The sequence below is a fragment of the Achromobacter maghribensis genome, assembly GCF_057334215.1.
Genome location: NZ_JBHFII010000044.1, coordinates 246,832 through 272,331, shown reverse-complemented (window position 1 = coordinate 272,331; position 25,500 = coordinate 246,832). Strand labels below are relative to the sequence as shown.

Annotated in this window: 22 protein-coding genes; 14 read left to right on the top strand and 8 right to left on the bottom strand. The window is 65.3% G+C overall.

Translation table 11 applies throughout. From position 1 onward, the window contains the following. The 14 genes from ACE039_RS19220 to ACE039_RS19155 form a co-directional block, all read left to right on the top strand. Positions 1-1,060, top strand: a 1,060-nt coding sequence (locus tag ACE039_RS19220; RefSeq protein WP_485823087.1) for a formylglycine-generating enzyme family protein, incomplete at its 5' end; no start/stop codon positions are given. Between the two features lie 59 nt (positions 1,061-1,119). Continuing rightward, positions 1,120-2,100, top strand: coding sequence for an AAA family ATPase (locus ACE039_RS19215; RefSeq protein WP_485823086.1), 981 nt, complete (start codon positions 1,120-1,122; stop codon positions 2,098-2,100). An 8-nt stretch (positions 2,101-2,108) separates the two neighbouring features. Continuing rightward, positions 2,109-3,074 carry a DUF58 domain-containing protein gene (locus ACE039_RS19210; RefSeq protein WP_485823085.1) on the top strand — a complete coding sequence of 322 codons (966 nt, stop codon included), beginning with the start codon at positions 2,109-2,111 and terminating at the stop codon, positions 3,072-3,074. Then, entirely contained in the window at positions 3,071-3,571 is a 501-nt protein-coding gene (locus tag ACE039_RS19205; RefSeq protein ID WP_485823084.1) for a DUF4381 domain-containing protein, read from the top strand. The genes ACE039_RS19210 and ACE039_RS19205 overlap by 4 nt, the downstream gene beginning before the upstream one ends. Continuing rightward, positions 3,558-4,586 carry a VWA domain-containing protein gene (locus tag ACE039_RS19200; protein WP_448712325.1) on the top strand — a complete coding sequence of 343 codons (1,029 nt, stop codon included), beginning with the start codon at positions 3,558-3,560 and terminating at the stop codon, positions 4,584-4,586. Before ACE039_RS19205 ends, ACE039_RS19200 begins: the two co-directional genes overlap by 14 nt. Continuing rightward, positions 4,571-6,085, top strand: coding sequence for a VWA domain-containing protein (locus ACE039_RS19195; protein ID WP_485823083.1), 1,515 nt, complete (start codon positions 4,571-4,573; stop codon positions 6,083-6,085). Before ACE039_RS19200 ends, ACE039_RS19195 begins: the two co-directional genes overlap by 16 nt. Continuing rightward, positions 6,082-7,506 carry a BatD family protein gene (locus tag ACE039_RS19190; protein WP_485823082.1) on the top strand — a complete coding sequence of 475 codons (1,425 nt, stop codon included), beginning with the start codon at positions 6,082-6,084 and terminating at the stop codon, positions 7,504-7,506. Before ACE039_RS19195 ends, ACE039_RS19190 begins: the two co-directional genes overlap by 4 nt. Continuing rightward, a complete protein-coding gene (locus ACE039_RS19185; RefSeq protein WP_448712322.1) occupies positions 7,503-8,537 on the top strand; it encodes an HAD family hydrolase in 1,035 nt (344 codons plus the stop codon). Before ACE039_RS19190 ends, ACE039_RS19185 begins: the two co-directional genes overlap by 4 nt. 48 nt (positions 8,538-8,585) lie before the next feature. Next, positions 8,586-10,220 (top strand): arylsulfatase, encoded by a 1,635-nt coding sequence (locus ACE039_RS19180; protein ID WP_485823081.1) that lies wholly within the window; start codon positions 8,586-8,588, stop codon positions 10,218-10,220. Between the two features lie 103 nt (positions 10,221-10,323). Next, entirely contained in the window at positions 10,324-12,843 is a 2,520-nt protein-coding gene (locus tag ACE039_RS19175) for a spermidine synthase (RefSeq protein ID WP_485823173.1), read from the top strand. A 38-nt stretch (positions 12,844-12,881) separates the two neighbouring features. Beyond that, positions 12,882-13,988 (top strand): BamA/TamA family outer membrane protein, encoded by a 1,107-nt coding sequence (locus ACE039_RS19170; protein WP_485823080.1) that lies wholly within the window; start codon positions 12,882-12,884, stop codon positions 13,986-13,988. A gap of 245 nt (positions 13,989-14,233) precedes the next feature. Next, entirely contained in the window at positions 14,234-15,589 is a 1,356-nt protein-coding gene (locus ACE039_RS19165; RefSeq protein WP_485823079.1) for an acyclic terpene utilization AtuA family protein, read from the top strand. 4 nt (positions 15,590-15,593) lie between these two features. Further along, positions 15,594-15,914 carry a DUF4387 domain-containing protein gene (locus ACE039_RS19160; RefSeq protein WP_485823078.1) on the top strand — a complete coding sequence of 107 codons (321 nt, stop codon included), beginning with the start codon at positions 15,594-15,596 and terminating at the stop codon, positions 15,912-15,914. 59 nt (positions 15,915-15,973) lie between these two features. Beyond that, complete coding sequence (locus ACE039_RS19155; RefSeq protein WP_485823077.1) at positions 15,974-16,933, top strand: tripartite tricarboxylate transporter substrate-binding protein; 960 nt, start codon at positions 15,974-15,976, stop codon at positions 16,931-16,933. Positions 16,934-16,978: 45 nt separating this feature from the next. Here the strand turns inward: ACE039_RS19155 and ACE039_RS19150 are convergent, their stop codons facing one another. The 8 genes from ACE039_RS19150 to ACE039_RS19115 all read right to left on the bottom strand — a co-directional run bounded on the left by ACE039_RS19150 (position 16,979) and on the right by ACE039_RS19115 (position 25,371). Continuing rightward, positions 16,979-17,941 carry a sigma 54-interacting transcriptional regulator gene (locus ACE039_RS19150; RefSeq protein ID WP_485823076.1) on the bottom strand — a complete coding sequence of 321 codons (963 nt, stop codon included), beginning with the start codon at positions 17,939-17,941 and terminating at the stop codon, positions 16,979-16,981. A gap of 129 nt (positions 17,942-18,070) precedes the next feature. Next, a complete protein-coding gene (locus ACE039_RS19145) occupies positions 18,071-18,820 on the bottom strand; it encodes a maleate cis-trans isomerase family protein (RefSeq protein WP_485823075.1) in 750 nt (249 codons plus the stop codon). Positions 18,821-18,837: 17 nt separating this feature from the next. Then, complete coding sequence (locus ACE039_RS19140) at positions 18,838-19,827, bottom strand: Bug family tripartite tricarboxylate transporter substrate binding protein (RefSeq protein ID WP_485823074.1); 990 nt, start codon at positions 19,825-19,827, stop codon at positions 18,838-18,840. Between the two features lie 25 nt (positions 19,828-19,852). After that, positions 19,853-21,019, bottom strand: a complete 1,167-nt coding sequence (locus ACE039_RS19135; RefSeq protein ID WP_485823073.1) for an FAD-dependent monooxygenase — start codon at positions 21,017-21,019, stop codon at positions 19,853-19,855. A gap of 3 nt (positions 21,020-21,022) precedes the next feature. Continuing rightward, entirely contained in the window at positions 21,023-21,493 is a 471-nt protein-coding gene (locus ACE039_RS19130) for an acyl-CoA thioesterase (protein WP_485823072.1), read from the bottom strand. After that, positions 21,490-23,169: an AMP-binding protein gene (locus ACE039_RS19125; protein ID WP_485823071.1), complete on the bottom strand. Its 1,680-nt coding sequence runs from the start codon at positions 23,167-23,169 to the stop codon at positions 21,490-21,492. Before ACE039_RS19125 ends, ACE039_RS19130 begins: the two co-directional genes overlap by 4 nt. Positions 23,170-23,191: 22 nt before the next feature. Then, positions 23,192-24,088 carry a VOC family protein gene (locus tag ACE039_RS19120; RefSeq protein ID WP_485823070.1) on the bottom strand — a complete coding sequence of 299 codons (897 nt, stop codon included), beginning with the start codon at positions 24,086-24,088 and terminating at the stop codon, positions 23,192-23,194. A 23-nt stretch (positions 24,089-24,111) separates the two neighbouring features. After that, complete coding sequence (locus ACE039_RS19115) at positions 24,112-25,371, bottom strand: alpha/beta fold hydrolase (RefSeq protein WP_485823069.1); 1,260 nt, start codon at positions 25,369-25,371, stop codon at positions 24,112-24,114. Between the last annotated feature and the right edge of the window lie 129 nt (positions 25,372-25,500).

Here is a 25,500-nt window from a genome sequence, read left to right as displayed (position 1 = left end):
GACGCCCAAACCCGCGGCCGTGGTGGCCACGCTAGGCGACGGCAAGCAGGGGCCCGCCGGCATGGCCTGGATTCCGCCTGCGGAATTCCTCATGGGCAACAACCACAAACTCTCGCAGCCGAACGAACTGCCCCCGCATAGCGTTCGGGTAAGCGGCTTCTGGATGGACACCCACGATGTCACGAACGCCGAGTTCCGCCGTTTTGTCGAGGCGACGGGCTATGTGACGACGGCCGAGCAAAAGCCCAAGTGGGAAGACCTGAAGGTTCAGTTGCCGCCGGGCACGCCGCGTCCGGACGACAGCCTGCTTGTGCCGGGCGCCATGGTTTTTGTGGGATCCGAGTCCGAAGTGTCGTTGCGCGACTACACCCGCTGGTGGCGGTTCGTGCCCGGCGCAAGTTGGCGTAAACCGCAAGGCCCGGACAGCAGCATCGACGGCAAGGACGACCATCCGGTCGTGCAAGTGTCGTATGAGGATGCGCAGGCGTATGCCAAATGGGCGGGCAAGCGCCTGCCCACGGAAGCGGAATGGGAATTTGCCGCGCGCGGTGGCCTGGAGCAGGCGACCTACGCTTGGGGCAACGAGCTTAGTCCTGATGGAAAACCCATGGCCAACATCTGGGATACGCAGCAACAGCAGCCGTTCCCGGTCGTCAAGGACGAGAAGATTCAAGTTGGCACGACGCCAGTGGGTTCGTTCCCTCCCAATGCCTACGGCCTGTATGACATGGCGGGGAACGTCTGGCAATGGACGGCCGACTGGTATCGCGCCGATGCATTTCGCATTCAGGCTCAGTATCGTCAGCCGCCGCAAGATCCCGCCGGCCCGGCTGACAGCTTCGATCCCGACGACGGAAACGTGCCGGCTTCCGCGCCCAAGCGCGTCACGCGCGGCGGCTCGTTCCTGTGCAGCGATACGTACTGCATCAGTTATCGGGCCAGCGCGCGCCGGGGCACTGACCCGTTGAACGGGATGTCGCACCTGGGTTTTCGCACGGTGATGACGCCTGATCAATGGAAGCAGGCGCAAAGCCGCCCGGGACGCGTCGCCAGCCGTTGATCGCTCGCCAGGAGCCCCGGCGAAATCTACCCGTTTTGCATCAGACGAAAGGGATAAGCATGGCGCAGCGCGATGGAATTCTGGCGTTGGAAGCGGCGATTTCCGAGCAGGTCTTGGGGCAGGCCCCGGTTATACGCCACATGCTGATCGCGTTGGTGGCCGATGGCCATGTGCTGCTTGAGAGCCTGCCCGGGTTGGCCAAGACGCGCATGGTCAAGGCCTTGGCCGCGCACCTTGCGGCGGATATGAGCCGCATCCAGTTCACGCCGGATCTGCTGCCGTCGGACATCACAGGCGCCGATGTGCTGCAGCAGGATGCCGAAGGACACAACCGCATCGCGTTCCAGGCCGGGCCACTGTTCGGCAACCTGATCCTGGCCGACGAAATCAACCGCGCGCCGGCCAAGGTGCAATCCGCGCTGCTGGAAGCCATGGAGGAAAGGCAGATCACCGTCGGTGGCAACACGCGGAAGATGCCTGCGCTGTTCATGGTGCTGGCCACGCAGAACCCGATCGAACAAGAAGGCACGTATCCCTTGCCCGAGGCGCAGATGGATCGCTTCCTGATGAAGATCAAGCTGGACTACCCCGGCGCCGAGGACGAAATGGCGATGCTGGCCCTGCTGAGGGGCACGCCAGCGGACGTTGCCACGAACGACCGCCGCGACGTCGCCCAGATGTCGCAGGAGACCTTGTTCGCCTGCCGCGCCGAAGCGGCGGCCGTGCATGTGGCGCCCGCGGTGGATCGCTATACGGTAGACCTCGTGAACGCCACGCGCCGCGCCGCCGACTACGACGCGGATCTGGGCCGATGGATCCAGGTCGGCGCCAGCCCGCGTGGCGCCATCGCCCTGGACCGCGCGGCCCGCGTGCATGCCTGGCTGGAAAATGCCGACTTCAGCGCGCCGGACGACGTGCGCGCGGTGGCCCACGCAGTGCTGCGCCATCGCTTGCACCTTTCGTACGACGCGGTTGCGGACGGGATTACGGCCGATCAGGTCATCGACCGGGTCTTGGACGTTGTCGCCGTGCCGGCATAGAGATCGCCATGAACCGCATGCCGCACCCCGTTCATCCACCGCTGTCCGAGCTGATCGCGCTGGAGGCGGCCGCCAGCGGCTTGTCGTTCCTGGCGAATCAGCCGCTCAGTAGCGTGCTTGCCGGGCCGCACGGGTCGCGTTTGCGGGGGCGGGGGCTGGATTTTGCCGAACTTCGCCGCTACGTGGCGGGCGATGACCTGCGCCGTCTGGATCTGCGCGCGTCCCTGCGCTACGGCAAACCGTTCGTGCGTTCGTACACCGAGGAACGGGACCGCCCGGCCATGATCGTGGTCGATCAACGCATGAGCATGTACTTCGGATCGGTGCGCGCATTCAAGTGCGCGGTGGCGGCGCGGCTTGCGGCGATTGCAGCCTGGATCGCGTATCGAGGAGGGGACCGTGTCGGTGGCCTGGTATTCGACGACGCCGGGGTGAAGGCGTTCAAGCCGTTGCGCAGCCGCGACCGGGTCCGCGCCTTGCTGGCTGAAGTCGCTCGCGCGAATGCCAACTTGTCCGCGGCGCAGCCGGATGCGCCCGCCGCGCAGGGGCTGAACCGCGCATTGCGCGACACCTTGTTGAACGCGCCGCACGATTGCCTGGTCTGCGTCATCAGCGATTTCGCCGGCGCGGACGAGGAAACGTTGCGCACGCTGCGTCTTCTGGCCGCCCACAACGATGTGCTGGCCATGCTGGTGTTCGATCCGATGGCGCAACAATTGCCCCGCAACGGCAGGCTGGTCGTCACGCAAGGCGAACTGCAGCTGGAAGTTGCGGTGGGCAGGCAGCGAGAACGCGAACCGCTTGCGCATTTTTTCAGCGAGCGCCTGCGTCAAGTCGCGGAACTGCTGCGGCGCAGCCGCGTACCGTTGCTGTCCATCGATACGGCGGAAGACGAACTGGCCCAGCTGCGCCGCGAACTCGGCAAACCGGCGACGGCGTTGGCTGCGCCCACGCGACAACGGGCGTTGGGATGAGCGACGCGCTGCCAGGATTGGACGCGTTGCGCGAGCTACCGTTGCCGGCAGCGGTCTCGTACTGGCCCCAGACTTGGGGCTGGGCCGTGCTGGCCGTTGTGTTGGGGGTTGGCGGCGCATGGGCCGCAGTGACCATTTGGCGCCGCCGCCGACGGAATCTCTACCGTCGGCAGGCGTTGAAGGCGTTACAGCAGCTGGCGCGGGAGGCCGAACGCGATCCGTTGGCGGCGCGCGGCCTGCCGGCGCTGCTGAAGCGAACGGCGCTGGCGGCCCAGGCGTCCGGCGGGCGCGCCGGCGTGGCATCACTGAGCGGCCAGTCGTGGCTGGCCTACCTGGAACGCGACGTACCGCAGGGATTCCCGAAAGAGGCTCCAGCGTTGATGCGATTGCTGGCGTACGCGCCGGACGAGGCAGTGCGTGAACTGGATAACGCCACCCTGACGCAATTGATCCGCGCAAGCCGCGACTGGATGGTGAAGCACCATGTGGCGGCTTGAATATCCCTGGTTGCTTGCCGCCGCGCCGCTGGCGCTGGCCGCGTATCGCTGGCTGCCCGCTTATGTGCAGCAGCGCAACGCGCTGCGCGTGCCGTTCTTCGATTCCGTCGCCGCGGTCACGGGGCAGTCACCATCGCGGCCCGGTGTGCGGGCCAGCCCCGGCCAGCTCTGGCTGAACGTGGTGGTCTGGCTGTTGATGGTGCTGGCGCTGGCGCGGCCGCAATGGGTCGAACCGCCGCTGACACACACCGAAGCGGTTCGCGATGTCTTGCTGGCCGTGGACATTTCCCAGTCGATGGATACCGCTGATTTCCGGAACGCCGACGGGCGGCCCGAGTCAAGGTGGAAGGCCGTCAAGGCCGTCGTGGCGGACTTTATCGCCAAGCGGGCGGACGACAGGCTGGGGCTGATCGTGTTTGGCACCAGCGCGTATCCGCAGGCACCGCTGACGGGCGACCACGTCGCGCTGAGCTTGTTGCTGGAGCGCACGGCCGTGGGCATGGCGGGCCCCAACACGGCCATTGGCGACGCCATCGGCCTGGGCATACGGATGCTGGATGCCGCGAAAGAGCGGGACAAGGTATTGATTCTGCTGACCGATGGCAACGACACCGGAAGCGCCGTGCCGCCAGCGCGCGCCGCTTCGCTGGCCGCCCAGCACCACATCATCGTGCATACCATCGGCATTGGCGATCCGGCGGCAAGCGGCGAAGACCGGGTTGACTTCGGCGTGCTGGAAGGAATTGCCCGCGCAACGAATGGCCAGTTCTTCAAGGCCGAAGACCTGGCCAGCCTGCAATCGGTGTATGACACGCTGGACCGCATCACGCCGCAGGAGGTCAAGACGTTGCGGCACCAACCCAAGCGGGATTATTTCTGGCTGCCGCTTGGGCTGGCTCTGTGCCTGCTGGCCGCCTGGCACGGCGTGGCCGCCATGTCGGCGTGGCGATCCCGGCGTGCGCCGGACCGAGGGATAGCGCGGACGGAAGAGGGGGATGCATGGACCTCGACCTAAGCACCTTCCACTTCCTGCGTCCCTGGTGGCTGCTGGGCCTGCTTGCCGCGGCACTGGCCTGGTGGGCGCGGCGCGGCGAAGGGGATGCCGTGGGCCGCGCCAGCCGGATTTCGCCCGTGCTGTTGCCCTATCTGATCGTGCGTTCTCCCGGCAGCCGCGGGCCGCGCCCGATTGACGCGTTGGCGCTGATACTGGCCATCGGGTCCGTCGCCGCCGCAGGCCCGGCGTGGCATCGCGACCAGCCCGAATTTCTGGACAATGTGGCGCCCCTGATCGTGGCTGTCGCCTTGGGACCGTCCATGGACGGCGCCGATGTTCCGCCCACGCGTCTGGAAGCGGCGAAGCACCTGGTGCGCGACCTGGCGGCGCGTCGCGCCGGCGCCAAGACGGGCCTGATCGCCTACGCGGGCAGCAGCCATCTAGTGCTGCCGCCCACCGACGACGCCAATTTGCTGGACCTGTTCATCCAGGCGTTGGCGTCCGATCTGATCGGCCCGCAAGGACGCGACGCGGCAGGCACCATCGCCTTGGCCGCGCAGGTGTTGGCGGCAGAGCGCGCCGGCGGCACATTGCTGCTGCTGACCGACGGCGCCGATGCCGGCAGCCTGGACGCGGTACGTCAGCGCGCGCAAGCGGCGCCTGACCTGCAGGTGCTGGTAATGGCGGTGGGGCAATCCGGCTTGGATAAGAATGCGCTGCAAGGCCTGGCGCGGGCAGCCGGCGCGCCGCTGGGCAGCCTTTCCGCCACGCCCGACGACCTGGAGTGGATCACGCTGCACGCTCAGCAGCACTTCCAGGCCGTGCAGGATGCGCAGTCTGGCGCCATACGCTGGAAGGATGCGGGCTATTGGCTCTGCTGGCCCTTGGCATTGCTGGCATGGTTGACGGTGCGGCGGGGTTGGAATGTGGCTTGGATGGCTGCGATCCTGATCGCCGTATCGGTAGGCATGCCGACGGAATCGCGCGCCAATCCGCTGGCCGATGCGTTTCTGACGCCGGACCAGCAGGGGCGCCGGGCGTTCGACAATGGCCGATTTGAAGAAGCCGCCGCGCGGTTCCAGGATCCGTACTGGAAGGGGCGGGCGGCCTACCAGGCGGGCAAATACGCCGACGCCCTAGCCGCGTTTTCCAAGGTCGAGACCCCCGAGGGCGTCTTCTATGTGGCCAATACCCAGACGCGCCTGCGGCAATACGACGCCGCATTGGCCGCCTACGACCGCGCCCTGGCCCTGTCGCCGGGCTGGGAAGCCGCCGCCGTGAACCGCGGCATCGTCGAGCGGCTGCTGGCGGCGATGAGCCAGGAACAGCAGGGCGATCAGGCCGAGCCGCCGGATCAGACCATCGCCGACAAGACGGCAAAGGGCGGCAAGATGGTCGCCGCTCCGGTCGCGCAGGCTGCATCCGAAGAGGCGTGGTTGCGCAACCTGACGTTATCGCCGACGCGTTTCCTGCGCGGCAGGTTCGCCGTCGAAGACGCGGCGTCGAGAGAGCGCCCATGATGGGGTTGCATCGAGCGCTTCCGTTCCTGACGCGGAGCCCATTGGGCTGGTTTGGCCTGTCTTGCCTGCTTGGCCTCTTCGGCTTGCTCAGCCAGCTCGGTGTTGCCGTCGCGCAAGACGCGCCGGCCCTGCGCGTCACCGCGACCTTGCAGGCGCCCGCGGAAGTGCGGGTGGGCGCGACAGTGCGATTGGAACTTGAGGTGCTGACCCCCACCTGGTTCACGCAACCGCCGGTGTTGCCCGCGCTAGATATCCCGGGCGTGCTGGTGACGCCGCCACAGGGCGAAGGCGAATTAGTGCGCGATACCGTAGACGGGGTTTCCTATAGCGGCGTGCGCTACACCTATGTCCTGAGTCCCACGGCCGCTGGCGCCATGCAGGTGCCGGCGTTGCGAGTGACGGCCAAGGTCGGTCCTGGGGGGCCGGTGGCATCGGGAACGAGCCAACCCGTTTCGTTTGCCGTGCTGGCGCAGACGGCGGCCGCCGGGCAAGCGGTGGCGGCTGGAAAAATGGAAGTCGCCCAGGCCTTCTCGATGGCGCCCGACCCTTTGGTCGTGGGCGGGCGGATTACACGTTCTGTCACGCAGCGCGCCGAAGGCGTGCAGGCGATGCTGCTTCCCGCCGTGGCGCTGCCGGACCTGCCTGGATTCAAACGCTACCCGCGCGAACCGGAAGTGACCGCCCTGGACGATGGGCGCGGCGGTTTTGTCGGGGGCCAGCGGACCGACAGCGCCGATTACGTCGCGCAAGCGGCGGGCACCTATCGCCTGCCGCCGCTGACCGTGAGATGGCGCGATGGCGCGACCAACGAACCCGCCAAATCGGAATTGCCCGGGCGGGAATTCACCGTGGCGCCAGCGCCTGCCGTCGCTCCGCCGTTCTCGCTGGCTGAAGACCTGGCCCGATTGCGTCATGGACTGCGATGGGTCATCCCGACGGCCTGGCTGGCGTGGGGCGGGGCCTTGCTGGTTGTCACTGTCGCGCTGTGGCTGACCTGGCCTTTGTGGCGGCGTCTTGCCGTGGCGCTGCGCGCCCGCGCGGTGCAAGCGGCCGTGGCGCGGCGAGCAAGCGAACCCTGGCATTGGCGCGCATGGCGGCAGGAAGCGCGCCGGCAAACCGCAACGCTTGGCGCCTTCTATCGCTGGTTGCGCGTGGCCTCGGGCGCGCAGGACTTGCGTGCGGCCGTGGCGCCACTAGGCCAGGATTCGCGGCAGACGGCGGCGGCGGTGCTGCGCGACGCCTATGGTGCGCCGCAGTCCGCTTTGGCATGGCGGGACATGCTTTCCCGGTCATCGGCTCAGTGGAGACAGGCGTGGCGACGACGGCGCGCGCCGACGCCCGCGCATGCCCTGCCGGACGATTTGAACCCGGTCCACGCCGGGCGAACTGCAACAGCGCAAGATGCGCAAGGAAGGCAATGATGACGCAAACGACTGAACGACGGCATGGTTGGACGGCGTGGTTGGCGCCGGCTTTCATCGCCTTGCTCTTGACGGCCTGCGCCTCTCCGCAGAAGGCTCCGCCTGCGCAAGCAGAGCTGCCGTCGTGGAACGACGGGCCCTCGCGCACCGCCATCGTGGATTTCGTGCGCGCGGTGACACAGCCAGGCGGCCCGGACTTCGTCGAGGCCGAGGAACGCATCGCGGTATTCGACAACGATGGCACGCTGTGGTCCGAGCAGCCCATGTATTTCGAGGCGTTGTTCGCGCTGGACCGGGTCAAGGAGATGGCGCCGGCGCATCCCGAATGGGCCAAACGTGCGCCGTTCAAAGCGGCGATCGAAGGCGACAAGGCCGCTTTGGCCAAAACCGGCCAGCAGGGCCTGCTGAAGATCGTGGGCGCGACGCACACCGGCATGACGGTGGACGATTTCACGCAAAGCGTGACGCAGTGGACCGCGACGGCGCGGCACCCGCGATTCAATCAGCCTTATACCTCGATGACGTTCGTGCCAATGCGCGAACTGCTGGATTACCTGCGCGCGAACGGCTTCAAGACCTACATCGTGTCGGGCGGCGAAACCGAGTTCATGCGTCCTTGGGCGCAGGCCGCCTACGGCGTGCCGCCCGAGCAGGTCATAGGCAGCGGGTTCACCACGACGTTTGAAATGCGTGGCGACAAGCCGGTGCTCTGGCGCCAGGGCAAGCTCGAGTTCAACGATGACGGTCCCGGCAAACCGGTGGCCATCCAGCGCTACATCGGCCGCCGGCCGCTGTTGGCCTTCGGCAATTCAGACGGCGACCTTCAGATGTTGCAGTGGACGGCTGCCGGGGCGGGCAAGCGCTTTGCCGGCATCGTTCATCACACCGATGCGCAGCGCGAATGGGCCTATGACCGGGATTCCAGTATCGGGCGTTTGGACCGCGCGCTTGACGAAGCGCAGCGCAGCGGCTGGACGGTGGTTGACATGAAGACGGAGTGGAAACGGATATACGCGTTCGAAAAGCCTTGAGCAAGTGTGATTCGGGAGTACATGGCCCTGTTGGGCGAGGAGAGCAGCATGAAAGCAAGACGATGGTTGGGAGCGGCGCTGGTGGCCGCGAGCGGGCTTGCGGTGATGGGTGGCGCTTACGCGCAGGCCCAGAATGCCCAGGCCAGCCCTCAGGGGCAAACGTCCGGCAAAAAGCCGAACATCCTCGTCATCTTCGGGGATGACGTGGGGCAGGCCAACATCAGTGCCTATACAAAAGGGGTCGTGGGCTACAGGACGCCTAATATCGACCGGATTGCCAACGAGGGCGCGATTTTCACCGACTACTACGCCGAGAACAGTTGCACGGCGGGAAGGTCCACTTTCATCACGGGCCAATCCGCGCGGCGCACTGGCTTGTCGAAAGTCGGCGTTCCCGGGGCGCCGGTGGGCTTGCAAGACCGCGACATCACCATTGCGCAAGCCTTGAAGGGACAAGGCTATAACACGGCGCAATTCGGCAAGAACCACCTGGGAGACCGCGACGAATACCTGCCGACCAAGCATGGTTTCGACGAGTTCTTCGGCAACCTCTATCACCTGAACGCCGAAGAAGAGCCCGAGCGCCCGTACTTTCCGAAAAATGCAAAGGACCCCGTTGTCAAAGCCTATATGCCGCGCGGCGTGATCAAGGCGTCGGCCGATGGCAAGATCGAGGACACCGGGGCGTTGACGACCAAGCGCATGGAAACCATCGATGATGAAACCGTGGGCGCGGCGCTCGACTACCTGGACAAGCACGGCAAGGCGGAAAAACCGTTCTTCGTGTGGATGAACACCACGCGCATGCACTTGTTCACGCACATCCGGCCCGAGCATCAGGGCAAGAGCGGCATGCCCGGCAACGACTACGCCGACGGCATGTGGGAGCATGACCAGGATGTCGGCAAACTGTTGAAGAAGCTGGACGACCTGGGCATCGCCAAGGACACCATCGTGATCTACACGACGGACAACGGGCCCAATCAGTTCAGTTGGCCGGACGCAGCCTCCACGCCATTCCGCAGCGAAAAAGACACCAACTGGGAAGGCGCCTTCCGGGTGCCGGCGATGATCCGGTGGCCGGGCCACATTGAGCCGGGCACCGTCAAGAACGACATCGTCTCGGGGCTGGACTGGTTCCCGACGCTCTTGGCCGCTGCGGGCGAAGAGGGCGTGAAGGATCAGCTCCTGAAGGGCTGGCGGCCCACCGGTGCGAACCGGGACTTCAAGGTGCATCTGGACGGCTATAACCAGTTGCCCTACCTGACCGGCAAGAGCGACAAGAGCGCGCGCGAAGACTTCTATTACTTCAACGATGACGGCCTGCTGGTCGCCATGCGGTACGAGAACTGGAAGGTCGTGTTTTGCGAACAAAAAGCGCCGGGCGGGTTCGCCGTATGGAAGGAACCGTTCGTCTGCCTGCGCGTGCCCAAGGTGTTCAACCTGCGCATGGACCCCTATGAACGCGCCGACGTCGTGTCCGATCAGTACAACGACTGGCTGACCAAGAACGCGTATCTGGCGTTCATCGGGTCCGCCAAGGCTGGCGAGTTCCTGCAGACCTTCATCGAATGGCCGCCCAGCCAGAATCCGCCCAGCTTCAGTACCGACCAGGTGCAGAAGGAAGTGGACAAGAAGATCGAGGAGTATTTCGCGCAGCAAGCGAAGAAGAAGGGTAGTTAAGCAGTAAGCGGCGGGTGCGGCTTTGCGGCTGCGCCCGCCGCTGGTATGTTGGTGGACCCGACAAGAGGAAGAGGACAACTCCATGAATGCACCCGCGCGCCCGATGACGGCGGTCCCTGCGGCAGGCGCGGCCTTTTTTTCCCGCACGACCTTGTGGCCGGCGGCGATGCTGCTGGCCTTGTCCGGCGTGGCGTCATTGATTTTCCAGATCCTGTGGATCAAACAACTGTCGCTGATCGTCGGCGTCGAAGTGCATGCGATCGCGGCTGCGGTCGGGGCGTTCTTTCTGGGGCTGGCGGCGGGTAGCTGGGCGCTGGGGCGCCGGGCCGACCTGTCCGCGCGGCCGTTCCTGCTGTACGCGGGCATTGAAGCGGCCATCGCCGTCCTGGGCGTGGGCGTGACGGCAATCCTGGCGCTTGGCGCGCCGGCCTTTGTGCGCGGCGAGGCGTTCAGCCCGTTGCTGGCCTGGCTTGCCGTCGTGTTGGTGGTCGGTATTGCTCCCTTTTTCATGGGCGGCACCTTGCCGGTGCTGCTGCGCGCGACAGGCGCCGGACGGGTGGGCCGGGCAGGCGCCACCCTCTATGCCGCCAACACGGGCGGCGCAATCATCGGCGCGCTGCTTCCCGCGTTTCTTCTTATCCCCGCGCTTGGCGTGCATGGCGCCGCCTGGGCGGCCGCCAGCCTGAATCTCCTTGCCGCACTGGGCGCGTGGTCGCTCGACCGTAAAAATCCGCCGGCCGCTGGCGAAACGCCGCCCCCAAATGTGGAATCTCCGACTCTGGCGTTGCCCCGCGACGCGCGTGTGGCGCTGGGACTGTATGCGGCCGCGGGCGCGGTCGCCATGGGCTATGAGGTCCTTTGGTCGCAAATGGTGGTGCCTTTCATGAGCACCCGCGCATTCGCATTTTCCATCGTGCTGGCGGTCTATCTTGCCGGGTTGGCAGTGGGCTCGGCGCTATACGCCCGCTGCGAACGCTGGCTGGGCGACCCCTGGCGCGTCTTCGGGTTTCTGGTGGCGGGCGCCGGCCTGATCGCGCTGGTCGAAGCCGCGCTGCTGGGGCGCTGGCTGGTCAGCGCGCAAAGCATGGTGGAAGCGTCCATTCTGGGCTGGACCGAAAGCAATATGGCCGGCATGGCTGGGCGGTTCACGGTGGCGGCAAGCGCCGTGGTGCTCTTGCCCACGCTGCTGCTGGGCGCGGCCTTTCCCGCAGTATTGCGCATTGCCGTGCCAGCCGAACGCCGAGGGCAGGGCGCGGGCGCGGTGCTGGCGTCGAACACGCTCGGCGGCATCGCCGGAACGGCGGTGACGGGGTTTGTGTTGCTTCCCTATCTAGGCACGGTGCGCAGCCTGGCAATGTTGACGGTCATGGCCTGCTGCATCGGCGTCGTGGCGATATGGCGCGCGCAAGCGTCATCGCCGCTGGTCAAAGGCTTGGGCGCGGCATTCGCGGGGGCCGCCGTCATTCTGGGCGTTGCCATGCCGGTCGACCATCTGGCCCGCCTCTTGCCGGGCGCGCAAGGGGGCAACCTGGCCTTTTACGAAGAAAACCACGGCGGCACGGTCGCGGTGGTCGAACAAGGGAAGGGCGATCGGCGCTTCCATCGCCTGTACATCCAGGGTGTATCCAACTCCGGCGACGCCATGCCGTCGCTGCGCTATATGCGCCTGCAAGCGCTCTTGCCGCTGATCGTGCATGCAGGCGAACCGCGCTCGGCCTTGGTGATCGGCTACGGCACCGGTATTACCGCAGGCGCATTGTCGCGCTATCCCGGACTGGAGCGCAGGGTGGTCGCCGAACTGCTTCCCGGCGTGCTGCATGCCGCGCCGTTGTTCAAGGGCAGCTATGGCGCGTCGACCGACCCCGGGCTGGAGGTGCGGCTGAAGGACGGTCGGCGGGAATTGTTGGGTAGCGCCGACCGCTACGACCTCATCACGCTGGAGCCGCCTCCGCCGTCGGCCGCGGGCGTGGTCAATCTCTACTCGCAAGACTTCTATTCCCTGGCGTCTTCGCGGCTAAACCCGCAAGGCATCGTTGCGCAGTGGCTGCCGCTGCCCACGCAGAACCTGGAAGACACCCGCGCACTGGTCGCCAGTTTCATCAACGTGTTTCCGCACGCCACCCTTTGGACCACCGAGTTCCACGAAATGCTGATGATTGGCTCGATGGCTCCGCTGCCGCTGGACGCCGCCCGCATTGCCGCCCGATTCACCGACCCGAAAGTAAAAACGGCGCTGGCCGAGGTCGGGATCGCATCCCCAGCCGCGCTGTTGGCCACCTGGGTGACCGATCGCGACGGCCTGGCGCGCTTTGCCGGGTCGACGCCCGCCGTCACCGATGACCGGCCGGCGATCGAGTACGCAACCTGGGTTCGCCCGCGCGAGGTCGTTCGCACCTTGCCCGCCTTGCTTTCGGAACGAAGCGAACCGCCGCTAACCGCCGTCGATGCCGTCATGGCGCAGGACATCGATCGCGAACGCAGTGTGCTGGACGTGTTCTATCAAAGCGCGCTGGCGGCCTATGAAGGCGACCGCGACGGATGGGCGCGCAACGGCGCCCGCCTGGCGGCGGCCAGCCGCGACAACCCCTATTTGCGTTGGTTTACGAGCGGGAAAGCGGAATAGGGCAGCAGGCCGTGAACGCCAGGACGCGATCCGCAAGTGTGAAGACGCTGCGCGCCGTGGCGTGTTGCCTCTTTCCCCTGGCCGCATCAGCGGCTGATCCTGCGCCGGAAGACGCCGAAGCAGGGGGCTTTGACGCCGGCGATTTCCTCTTGAACCGTAACGGCGTGCTGCCGGTGCCGATGGTGATCACGGAGCCCGCCGTCGGATACGGAGGCGGGGTCATGCTGCTGTACTTTTCGGAGCCCGACGGCGCGGAACAGTCCACCACGCGGCCCGATGGCAAGGACGTGCCGCCGAACGTCACCGGGGTCGGCGGAGGCCTCACCGAGAACGGGTCGCGGGGCGGCGGGCTATTCCATTTCCATACCTGGGGCGGCGACAAGTACCGCTATCTTGGCGCGCTGGTCTCGGGGCGCGTGAACCTTGATTATTACGGTCCACTTGGGAATGGCCGCAGCTACGAGCTCAAGGGCACGATGCTGATACAACAATTGCTTGCGCGGATAGGCGGTTCGTCCTGGTACGTGGGGCCGCGCTACACGTACTTCCGGTCCCAGACCCGCTTCACAGGCAACGCGGCCGATGCGCTGGATCTGAACGCCGCGCGCCATATCGGCAAAGTCGGCCTGGTGGCGGACTACGACACGCGCGACAACATGTTCTATCCCAACAACGGAAGCTACGTCGAGCTGGAAGCGCAGATGGCGCGCCCATGGGCCGGTAGCGACCAGAATTTCGAGACCTATCGGGCGCGCGGATTCACATGGATTCCGACCGCGCCAAACTGGACGCTGGGGCTGCGCGCGGATGCGCAGTTCACCAGCGGGGCGGTCCCGTTCTACGCACAACCGTACGTCGACCTGCGCGGCGTGTCGCGCGGCCGCTACCAAGACCGCAATGCGGTGGTGGCAGAAGGAGAACTGCGCTGGAACGTGACGCCGCGATGGTCCTTGCTGGCATTTTCGGGCGTAGGCAAGGCGTATGGCGAGCGCCGGCCGTTTTCAGACACGTCCAACGTCGTCAGCGTCGGCACGGGATTCCGCTATCTGATTGCGCAGAAATTAGGGCTTGCCGTGGGTATCGACGTCGCGCACAGCAAGGACCAGAACGCCGTATACATCCAGGTGGGTAGCGCCTGGCGTTGAATGCAGGTGTCGCGGGGATCGACGGCGCGAGAAAGCCGCGTTCGGCAGCGTAGCAAGTGCAATGCGTGAAATTCACGCATATTGCGTGTGTATCACGCATTTTCCGGCTTGTGAATAGCATTCCCGGAAATCCAATCCATTGATTTTTTTGAGGTTTCTGTCTTTCTCCAAGTTGGCACGGTGTTTGCGTTGATAAGTTGCCACGGTTCGCGTGGCCTTGTCATCACTTCACCAGAGTCAGACAGATGCGCTCGTTGAAAATTATTTGTCCTAACGGACACCTGGGCTTCGCGCCCCTGCGTACCGAGAGTTTCCAGACGGGTGTGCTTGCGCAGCCGGACTACATTGCCGCCGATTCGGGCAGCGACGATGTCGGGCCCGTGCCGCTGGGTTCCGACACGTCGACCAGCCCCGAAGCGTGGCAGCGCCATGACCTTGAGCAGATGCTGCTAGCCGCGCGCGCCCATGGCGTGCCGATGATCATCGGGTCCGCAGGCGACACGGGTTCGAACAGCCGAGTCGATCTGTACGTTCGTATCATCAAGGACCTTGCCCGGCAGCATGGACTGAAACCCTTCAAAATCGGCTATTTCTATTCCGAAGTCGATCCGGAATTCGTGCGCGCCAAGATGCGAGCGGGGGCCGCCGTTGCCGGCCTGGACGGCTATGCCGATCTGGTCGAAGCCGAGCTGGACGCGACGGACCGCATCGTGGCGGTCGCAGGTGTTCAGCCGTACCTGAGACTGCTCGAGGCCGGGGCCGACGTGATCATCGGAGGGCGTAGTTCGGACGCGGCGGTCTTTGCCGCCCCGGCGCTGCACCATGGCTACGCCGCCGACCAGGCCTACTACCTTGGCAAGGTACTGGAATGCGCGTCGTTCTGCGCCGAACCGTATGGCGGCAAGGAAACCGTGCTGGGCGAGATCAGCCATGACGATGTGCGCGTCACCGCCATGCACCCCGATCAGCGCTGCACCATCGCTTCAGTGGCGGGACACGCCATGTATGAGCGTTCCAACCCCTACGACGAGTTCTTTGCCGGCGGCAGGCTCGACATGCGCGAATGCCACTATGAACAGATCAGCGAGAAGACCACACGCATCACCGGCTCGCGTTTTGTTCCGTCGGACAAGATCACCGTGAAGCTGGAAGGCTCCGGCAAAGTGGGCGAACGCTACCTCGGCCTGTGCGGCATCCGCGACCCGTACACGATTGCCAATGTCGACCGCGTCATCGGGTGGGCCCGCGAGAAGGTGCGCGAACGCTTCGGCGACAACGGCTACGAGCTGCATTACAAGGTCTATGGACGCGACGGCGTGATGGGGGAACTGGAGCCCTTGAGGGAGCAGCCAGGCCATGAACTCTGCGTGATGGTGCAGGGTGTGGCCCCCACGACCGAAATGGCCGAAGAACTGACCCTTACCGGCCTGCGCCAGATGTTCTATGCGCGCCTGCCCGACGTGAAGGGGACGGCGGGTTCGGTGGCCTTTCCGTTGGACGAGGTCGTGCGCGTTAGCGCCGCCTACCGCTGGACGCTCAATCACACCATTCCCGTGGACGATGTGTTCGAACTGTTCCAAACCCATATGACCGAGGCCTGAGACCATGAGCACACGTAAATTGAGCGAACTCGCCAAGACCATACGTAGCAAGAACGCGGGCGTGAACAAGATCACGTTCGACATCATCTTCCGTGACCGCGACACCTATGACGCCGTCAGGCGTTCACGCGCCCTGACGCGCGAGACCATGGCTGCGCTGTATCGCATCGGCCAGGAGCGCATCTCGGACTTTGTGGAATACGATCCCGGCCTGGCGATCAAGTTCACCATCTACCGTCTGCGGCCCAGCGGCTCGGCTGGCGACGGCGATATCTTCGGCGCGCAGCAGTATGCGCCGTTGCTGGATTTGCCCGTGACGCTTTAGGCGGCTTTGCTGGCGGCGCGCGCTAGGGCGTCGCCGGCCCACAAAACAAGGGGAAACGCATGAAAAAACTGATTCGCGGCGTGGCGTTGCTGGCTTGCGCGCTAGCCGGTTCCGCGGCCGCGCAGAGTCCGGTGCCCAAACAGATCAAGATCGTGGTGCCGTTCTCGGCCGGCGCCAGTAATGATGCCATCGCGCGGGCCATCGCACCGCAATTGGCCGAACGGCTCAAGACCATCGTCATTGTCGAGAACCGCGTTGGCGCGGCGGGCGTCATCGGTTCGGAGTATGTGGCCAGGTCGGCCAAGGATGGCGCCACGCTGCTGCTCACCTCGTCATCCTTTCTTACCTCGGCAGCCACGCAGCCGCGAATGCCCTACGATCCGGTCAAGAGCTTCGCGCCGGTGGCCATGGTGGGGCAGGGCCCGCTGGTGTTGGCGGTGTCTGGTGCCAAGCCTTATGCCGATCTGCCCGCCTTGCTGGATGCTGCGCGCGCCCGGCCCGAGGCGCTGAACTACGGCACGGCCGGCGTCGGCTCGCTGGCCCATCTGGCCACGGTAATGATGAACGAAGCGGCCAGGGTGTCCATGACCCACGTGCCCTATAAGGGCGCCGCCAATGCCGCGTCCGACCTGGCCGGCGGGCAGATCGACCTGATGCTGGCCAACTACAGTTCGCTTGCGCCATTGGTGCAGGGCGGCAAAGTGCGGCTGGTGGCCACGACAGCGCCAAAACCGCATCCCGCCTTTCCCGCCTTGCCGGCCGCCGCCGCGTTGCTTTCCGGCTATGCCATCGAAATTTGGGTGGGCGTTTTTGCCCCGGCCGGAACGCCTCAAGACTTGGTCGAGGTCTATAACGATGCCTTCAATCGCATCGCCAAATCCAGCGAGACGACCGCGCTCCTGGATATGGATGGCACCGTGCCGACCGCGTTAAGCAGCGCAGATTTCGGACGACGCGTGGCCGACGATCTGGCGCAATGGCGAACCGTCGCGCAAAGCCACCATATCAGCGTGGAATAACCGGTTCAAGGCGGCTCGCGTCGATGCAGGCCGGCCGGGGCCGCCTCAAGCTGGACTGGCGCTTGCGGCCAGGCCGAGCTTGGCCATCTGGTGCCGAAGCGCATGGCGCGACAGTCCTAGCGACTCGGCGGCGCGCCCGGCATGGCCGCCGGCGGCAGCCAGCGCCGTTTCTATCATGTCGCGCTGGAAGCGGCTTGTGCGTTCCGCATAACCGCCTGCCTCCGTGATGGGCGCGCCGCGCACGATGCGTGCGGGCAGATGTTCCAGGCCGACCGTGTCGCCCGACTCCAGGATGCAGATTCGTTCCAGCAAATTGCCCAGTTCCCGCACATTGCCGGGCCAGGCATAGCGTCGAAAGGCCTGTTCGACACCCGGGTCGATGCGCTTGAAGCCGCTGGCGTGTGTTCGGTTAAAGCGTGCCAGAAAGCGCTCGGCCAGCACGAAAACGTCGTCGCCGCGCTCGCGCAAAGGGGGCAGATTGATCGACACGACTTGCAGCCGATAATAAAGATCGTCGCGGAATTTGCCAGCGTTGACCTCGCCCAGCAGGATCTTGTTGGTGGCGGCAATGAAGCGCACATCGGAGGACAGCTCGCGCACGCCACCGATGCGCCGGAAGCGTCGGCTGTCCAGCAAGGTGAGGATCTTGGCCTGCATCATGGGGTCAAGTTCGCGGACTTCATCCAGGAACACGCTACCGCCATGCGCGATCTCCAGCAGCCCCTCCTTGCGTGTCACGGCGCCCGTGAACGCGCCGCGTTCGTGACCGAAAAGTTCCGATTCCAGAAGATTGCCGGGAATGGCCGCGCAGTTGATTTCGGTAAAGCCTTTCTCGGCCCGGCTGGAATGGTCATGCAAGGCCCGCGCCACCAGGCCTTTGCCCGTGCCGGTTTCGCCATAGATCAACACGGTGCTGGCGCGGCTGCGCGCCACGCGCAACACAAGGTCGCGCAACGCGACAATGGACGCGTGGTCGCCAACAATGGTCTCGGCTAGGGGGGAAGTCATCGGGCTCGAATAAAAACGGTCATGTCTGCCCGGCATTATCCGGATCCGGCGCCCGAGGCTCCATTCCGGCATACCCCTATAGGGCGTGATCAGGTTGATGGCCTGGGCGCATCCGCACCGCGGAACTTGCTACCCGGCGGACAGCAATGCGCCGGCGCCCGATGTGACGGGTTCCAGGCCCAGGTGCCCAAGCATGCGCCAAACCGTACACGCAGCCGTCGATACGACAGGGATGTCCATCGTGTCCTGCACGGACTGGAGCGCGGGTAACGATGGCATTTGCACGCAGGCCGAAAGCACGACGGCATCGACGCCACGCGTGTCCAGGCGCTTGACGTCTTCGATCAGCCGCATGGGATCGCGCCGGCCCACTTCGAGGTTGTCCGGAATCTCGAAGCTGAGGGCGTCCACCACCTCGATGCCCTCGTTTTCGATATAGGTGACCACCTGGTCGGTCAGTGGCCGCATGTACGGCGCCATCAAGGAGATCTTGCGCGCGCCCAGGTGGCGCAAACCGTCTATCAGCGCGCCCGCCGAGGTCATCACGGGCGCCTGGCAGTGGTTGGCGCGGGCGACCTCGCCAAGCTCGTCCTCCGTCTGGCGATGGTAGCCCGGCCCCATGGCCATGATGGCCACGAGGCAGGCGGTGCTGATGACGTCCATGCGTGCGTCGGCCAGTTCCGCGGCGCAGCGCAGCCCTTCACGGTTCATGGCCTGTAGCTCGGCGGGGGTGACCTTATGCATGCGCATGCGGCTGCTATGGAACGTGAAGCGTTCTGGCCGCATGGCCTCTCGCGCTCGGAGCATGGCCGGGATTTCCGTTTCCATGGTGGTATTGGAACTGGGGACGATCTGACCGATGCGATATGGACGGCTCATGGTGTTTCCTTTGCGGATCAATCCAGGGAAAGGTTGGCTTGCTTGACGATGTCGGCGAAGCGCGCCCAGTCCTGCTCCTGGGCGCGGGCGACCGTTGCGGGATCGCCGGCCCACGGTTCAAAGCCGAAGGTACGGAAACGCTCCCGCGCGGCGGGGGTTGCCAAGGCGGCGGCGATGTCGCCGTTCAGGCGCCGCACCACGTCGACCGATGTGCCTTTGGGTGCAAAGGCGGCTACCCAGGTCTTGAGTTCGAAATCACCGGGGCCGCCGGCTTCCGACACCGTCGGCACGTCGGAGTACAGCGCCAGGCGGGCGGGCGCCGCAAGGGCCAGCAGCCTGACCCGCTTGGCCTGGTACAGGTTCTGCACCGTCGCCGCCGTGCCGAAAGCCCAGTCCACCTCGCCATTGGCCACGGCCGTGTACAGCTGCGGCAGCTCTTTGAAGGGCACGTGCGTCATGGTCGTGCCGGTCTTGCGTTCGAACTGGGTAGACCCCAGGTGGGCCACACTGCCCATTCCCCAGCTTCCGTAGGTCAGCAACCCCGGTTTCCGGCGCGCGGCATCGATCAGGTCGGTGACGCTGCGCCACGGCGAATTGGCCGAAACGACGATGAAGAAGTTAGTGGTGTAAATAGGGGCGACGGGGGTGAAGTCCCGCACGGGATCGAAGGGCAGCTTGCTGTACAGATGGGGCTGCAGCGTCATGTGGGTGTTGTCCACCACCGCCAGGGAATAGCCGTCCGGCGCTGATCGCTTGATTTCGCCGATGGCCAGCCAGCCGTTGGCGCCGGGCTTGTTTTCGACGATGAAGGCCTGCTTCCATGTGGCCGTCAATTGCTCGCCGATGATGCGGGTGACGGCATCCGGGCCGCTGCCAACAGAATAGGGCAGCACGGCGCGCACGCTGTGGCTGGGATAGCCGGATGGTTGCGCCTGGCTGGGTGGCGCAAAGGTAGCCGCCGCTAGGGCGGTCAGGGCGATGGACGCCAGGATCAGGGTTTTTGTCATGTCTCCTCCATACTCCATGGATGGTTTATCGGATGGTCTGGCCATCCTTGTTGTCGGCCGTCAGGCCGGCCCGGGCTTCATAGGCCGCGGTAAACGCCGGGTCGCGCTGGCGCAAGTCTTCATGGCTGACCTGGCCGGTGCGCCGCATGTAGTCGTAGGCGAAAGACACCGGATTCAGGTGCATCTTGTCGGCGACGTTCTCGTACCAGTCCAGGCTGCGGGCGGCGGCCGCCTGGAAGTTGGACGAAGCCGGCCGGCGCAGGGACTCGAAGACCGCGAAGGCGGCTTGCGTGTCGGCCGGGTGTTGTTTCAGTCCTTCATGCAGGGCAATCGCGTCCTGCATGGCCATGCGGGTGCCGGAGCCCAGGGAAAAATGCACGGTGCGCAAGGCGTCGCCCAGCAACAGGATGTTGCGGTGCGACCAGTTGTCGTTGCGCACGATGTTCGCCTCGAACCAGAGGGAACGATTGCCCAGCAGTTCATGGGCGCCCAGGTCGGCCCGAAACACGTCGGCGCAATAGCGGCGGCTTTCTTCCTCGCTGGCGCGGTCCAGGCCCGCATGGCGCCAGGTATCGGGATCGACCTCGACCAGGAACGTGCTCAGTTCAGGGCTGTACTGGTAGCTGTGGGCGATGAATATTCCGTGCCCGGTCTGACGGAAGATCAGCGATACGGGGTGGAAGCGCTGGCGCGTGCCATACCAGGCGAACTTGTTGCGCCGGCGTTCGAAACTGGGCTGGAAATGATCGGCGAACTGCTTGCGCACGGCGCTGTTGGAGCCATCGGCGGCGACCACCATGTCGACCTCATCGGCCAGTTGCGAAACGTCCTCGACGCGATGGCCATGGGTAATGCGCACCCCGGCCTTCAGACATGCCTGCTCCAGCACCTTCAGCATGTCCAGCCGCGAGGTGCGCGAGAAGTGGTTTCCCTGTACCTGGATGCGTTCGCCCCTGTGCACGATCTCCATGTAGTTGCAGCGTTCGTGGTGCGCGACGAAGGCATGGAAGAACTCCGGGTCCGCTTCGCGCAGGAAGGCCAGGCCGATATCCGAAAACACCACGCCCCAGCCGTAGGTGGCGCCCTGTGGATTCTGCTCATAGACCTGTATGTCATGGCTGGGATCGTGCTTTTTGGCAAGCAGGGAGAAATACAGGCCGGCGGGGCCGGCCCCGATGACGGCGATCTTCATGGTTCAGGGCTCCTGGAGGGGCGCCGCCTGTGCGCAGGCGGTCTGATAGGCGAGCAAGGCATCGCGCATCGCCGTGGGAATGGGGATGGCCCGGCGTTCGCCGCGGGCCACGCAAACGGGCGTCAGCCGCGCATCGAAGGCACGCAGGCCCCCCACGCTGGCCGCGATATGCAGGGTGTAGGAACGTTCGCCGATGCGTTCGACGTGAACCGCCATGTCGAACTCTTCGTCAGGCCATAGCGAGGCCTGGAAATCGAAGGCGAGCGCGCGCGTCGGGGTGCCGAAACCGTGCTCGTCTTTGAGGCGTTGCGGCGTGCCGCCGAGCAGCCGCCCATAGAAGAGTTCCGCGGCCGAGATCACGTATTCGCTGAAGGTAACGGTGTAGACCACGCCAGCGGGGTCGCAATCGCCCCATTTGACCCGTCGCCGGACGACGAAGGGCGTTACGCCGATCACATATTCGGTGCTCGTCATGGCTGGCGTCCTGCCGCGCGGGCGGCTTCCTGGTTGAGAATTTCGCCGATCATCCTGCGCAGCGCCGTCTTGTCGAGCTTGCCTACCTTGGTAATGGGGAACGCCTCGATGGCCTCGACGCGTTCGGGGCATTTGTATTTCGCCAGGCCCTGCGAAACCAGGAAGGACAACAGTTCCTGCACGGATGGAGCGGTATGGCCTGGGCGCGGGATGACGAAGATGCAGCCTTTTTCGCCATAGAAAGGGTCGGGCATGGCGACCAGCCGCGCCTCGGACACCGCCGGATGCGCGCTGACCAAGGCTTCGACCTCCTCGCAGCCGATCTTCTCTCCGCCACGGTTGATGTTGTCGCGCAGGCGGCCCTCGAAGGTGTAGTGGACCTGGCCATCGTGCACGTGCTCGGTCATCATGTCGCCGGTACGGTAGAAGCCATCCGAGGTATAGGCTTCGGCATTGGCTTGTGGCGCGTCAAAAAAACCGGGCACAGTGGAAGGGCCTCGAAAACAAAGTTCGCCCATCTGGCCGGGCGCCGCGCGCGCTTCGCTGCCTGGCACCAGCAGCCGGATCTCGTCTTCGGCGCTGCCCGAGCGGCCCTGGGTCTTGTGGCGCACATGGGCGGGCGCGCTGGCGGGAGAACCCAGCAGCAGGCCTTCCGTGATGCCGAACAGGTTCGAGCAGGGGACGCCAAGGTGGGCTTCCAGGCGGTCGGCAGCGCTCATGGTGGTGAACAGCCGCAAAGAAGACAGGTCGTGCCGCGCAAGGTCGGCATAGGCCATGAGCTGAGGAGCAATGGGCCCGATCGAAATGGCGCGGGTGACGCGATGGGCTTCGATGAGCTCAAGCATGCGCGGCACATCCACCCGGGACATGAACACCGCCGACAGGCCCAGCAGGACCATCGGCATCAGCACGTAGACCTGGGCGGCGTTGTGCAGCAGGGGCAGGGCCCAGATGATCCGGTCGTCCTCGCGCAGTTCATAGCGCTGGGCACATGCCAGCGCGTGTGCCAGGTACTCGGCATGAAAGCGCGGAATGATCTTGGGCACCCCGGTTGTGCCGCCTGATAGCTGGAAGCCCAGCACATCCTCGCAACCGGGTTCCTGCCCGGCCAGCATGTCGCGAGCGTGCTCCAGGGGCATGCCGTCTATCAGCGCCTGCAGGCAGGCGCCCTCGGACGCCTGTCCGCGCGCCACGATCAGGTGCTCCAGCCCGGGATGGGCCTGCATCATCCGGGAGGCGAACCCGGGCAAGTCGAACGTGCTGAAATCGGCCTGGACAAAGTAGGCGCGCGCGCCCGACTGCCGGATCAATTGGCCGATCTCGAGTTCGCGATGCTGCGGCAGCGAACACACGGGTACGATGCCTGCCTTGTAGCAGGCCAGCAGCGCAAGCGCGGTCTCCAGGGTGGTGCCCATCTGGAATATGGCGCGGTCGCCCGGACGCAGGCCGGCTTCCAGCAATGCCGCCCCGAGCCTTTCGGTGCGGGCGTCCAGCTCGGCGAAGCCCAGGCTTCCTTCGTCGGTGATGATGGCCGGGCGGTCGCCGCAGCGCCGCGCGGTTTCGCGCAAGGCTTGGCCGACCGTCAGCGGGCGCCAGGCGCCGCTGGCGAAATAGGCGCGGGCCCGTTCCTCGGGGTGATATATGACGCCCTCTATGGGGTAGCGAATGTTCCGCATGTCTGTCTCCTCCTTGTGGGGCTCACGCGGCCATGGGCTCGATTCTTACGTGATCGCGGTCCAGGACGGCGATGGTGCCGCTTACGCCGCCGGTGAACAGCCCATACCAGACGGCCGGCTTCAGGCCCAACGTTTTACGGCGGAATTCCAGAGCGGCGTCGCCCTGGATGCAATCGAAATACTCGCCCTGCACCACGGCGCAATCGTCGCGCTGTTCGGCGTCGCGCACCAGCGGTGCGAACTCCTCCACGCGCGGCACGAAAATGCGCACGCCGGGGCGCTTGCCATCGTGATCCGACTGCAAGGCTTCGACCAGCGCCGCCTTACGTGCCCAGATGCCGTCGATATGGCTGATGCGTGTGCCTGCGGCAAGCGCTTCATCCTCGGCCTGGATGGCGGCCTGCAGGGTCAGGTCCGCGTCCAGGGCATCGATCTTGCCCAGCGGCCGCAGTTTGCGCGTGAATTCGATGAAATAGCCGTTGGGGTCGCGCACGTAAATGGATTCGATCACCTCGTGGCGGGTCTCGACCGAGACCTCCAGGCCGGCGTCTTCCAGCTTTTTCTTCCAGGCCTTGAGCTCATCTTCGCTTTGCACCAGCCAGGCCGTATGCGTGGCGTCCCCGATATGGTCGTCGGGCAGCGGACGCATGCGGCTGCGGCCCTGCACGGACTCGGGTTCCTCCGAACCCAGGTAATAGAAGAAGGCAATCGTGCTGCCTTGGCCGCTGTCGAAGAAAAAGTGCAGGAAGTCGGGATGTGTCCGGGGGCCCCAGCCGCGTGCGGAAATGACGTGGACGAGGGGCAGTCCAAGGACGTCCCGGTAAAAAGCCACGGTGGCGCGCAGGCGCCAGGTGGGCCTGGCGGTGTGATCCACACCGTGCAGCCTCAGCGGGCCGGGCATTGTTTGGCAGGAAGTCATGCGGCTACTCCGTCAGTCGGTGATTACAGGAAATGTGCTTGCAGCCAGGCGGCGAGTTCGCGGCCGGCGCGATAGCGCCCGGGCTCTTCACCGTCCTGCAGCGCGCGGCCGTGGTGATCGCCGCGGATGCGCAAATGCTGCTTGTCGCGCGCGGCGATGGCATCGTTGATGGCCCGCACGTCGGCCGGGAAACAGGCCTGGTCGCCGGTGTATTCAATAAGCAAGGTGGGCTGGACGATGGCCGGCGCGGTACGGGCAAGGGCGGCGTTGGAAGACAGGCCCGACCAGGTGGACAGCCAGCTTTCAGGCGTGCAAAAGCGTGCGAAACCGACCGCCCCATAGTTGGAGGCATAGGGGTCCTTGCCCCAAAGCGAGCCCGGGTGGCGGTCGGAAGGGTCCATCTCCAAGTCCAGGCAGCGCAGGTCCGCATCGGTGCGCCAGACGGTCAGGACAGGCGTATGGGCCGCCTGCCGACGGCGGCCGGCGGACGTGTCCGCACCGGTCTTCACCTGCTCGCGGGCTTGCTGGCGCGCGGTGATCATTCCGCGTGCCAGCGCATCCAGTCGCTCGACGCGCGCCTGCTGCGCGGCCCGGTAGCGGGCAACGAAATCCGGCGCATAGCGCGCCTGGCCCTTTGGCCGGTAGCCATTGGCGGGATCCAGCGGGTCCAGATCCGGCGTTACCGACAGCGCGTCGTTCTCATCGGCGACCGACGGGTCGATGCAGTTCATGAGCAAAGCGCCTTGGCCGGGATGCGGGCCGACCAGCACCATGCCCTGTACCCCGGGCATGTCCAATTCTTCAAGTCCGGTTCGCTTTCCCCCTGGCGTGCGTGCGAAACGCTGCGCGCCAGGCAGCGCCGATTGCTGCGCGTACAGCGAATAAAGGCCGGCACCGCCCGAATTGCCCAGCAGCACGATGTGGGTGTAGCCCTGCTCGCGTAGGAAACGCATGCCCGCTGCGACGTCATGCAGCGCGATTTCGTGTTCCAGGCGCAGGTCATTGCCGACGGATCGCGCGCCTTGCGACCACGCCGCGCAGCCGGCCGCGACGATGTCGGGAATCAGGTAATGGCAAGCCATGAATTCGCGCGGGTGCATCACGCACACCACCACGTCGGGCCGTTTGCCACCGGGCAGGTAAAGGGAACCGGAGGTCGCGGCGCCATCGGCCGTGCGCAGCACGACATTGCGAGTCGAGGCGCCGGCCGGGAGGTCCCGGGGATTCCAGTCGGTGTTCAGGAAGCCCGCGTTGACCGGGCCCGTAGAGGTTTCGATTGCCACGTCTGTCTCCTTCCAAGCTGTAATGCAGCCTGTTTTGTCGAATTAGACAAATATTTGACGTCCGTGTCAATTAAAGTAAATAATTTGACGTGAGCGTCAATTTGAGGAAAATAATGGCTGATCCGACGG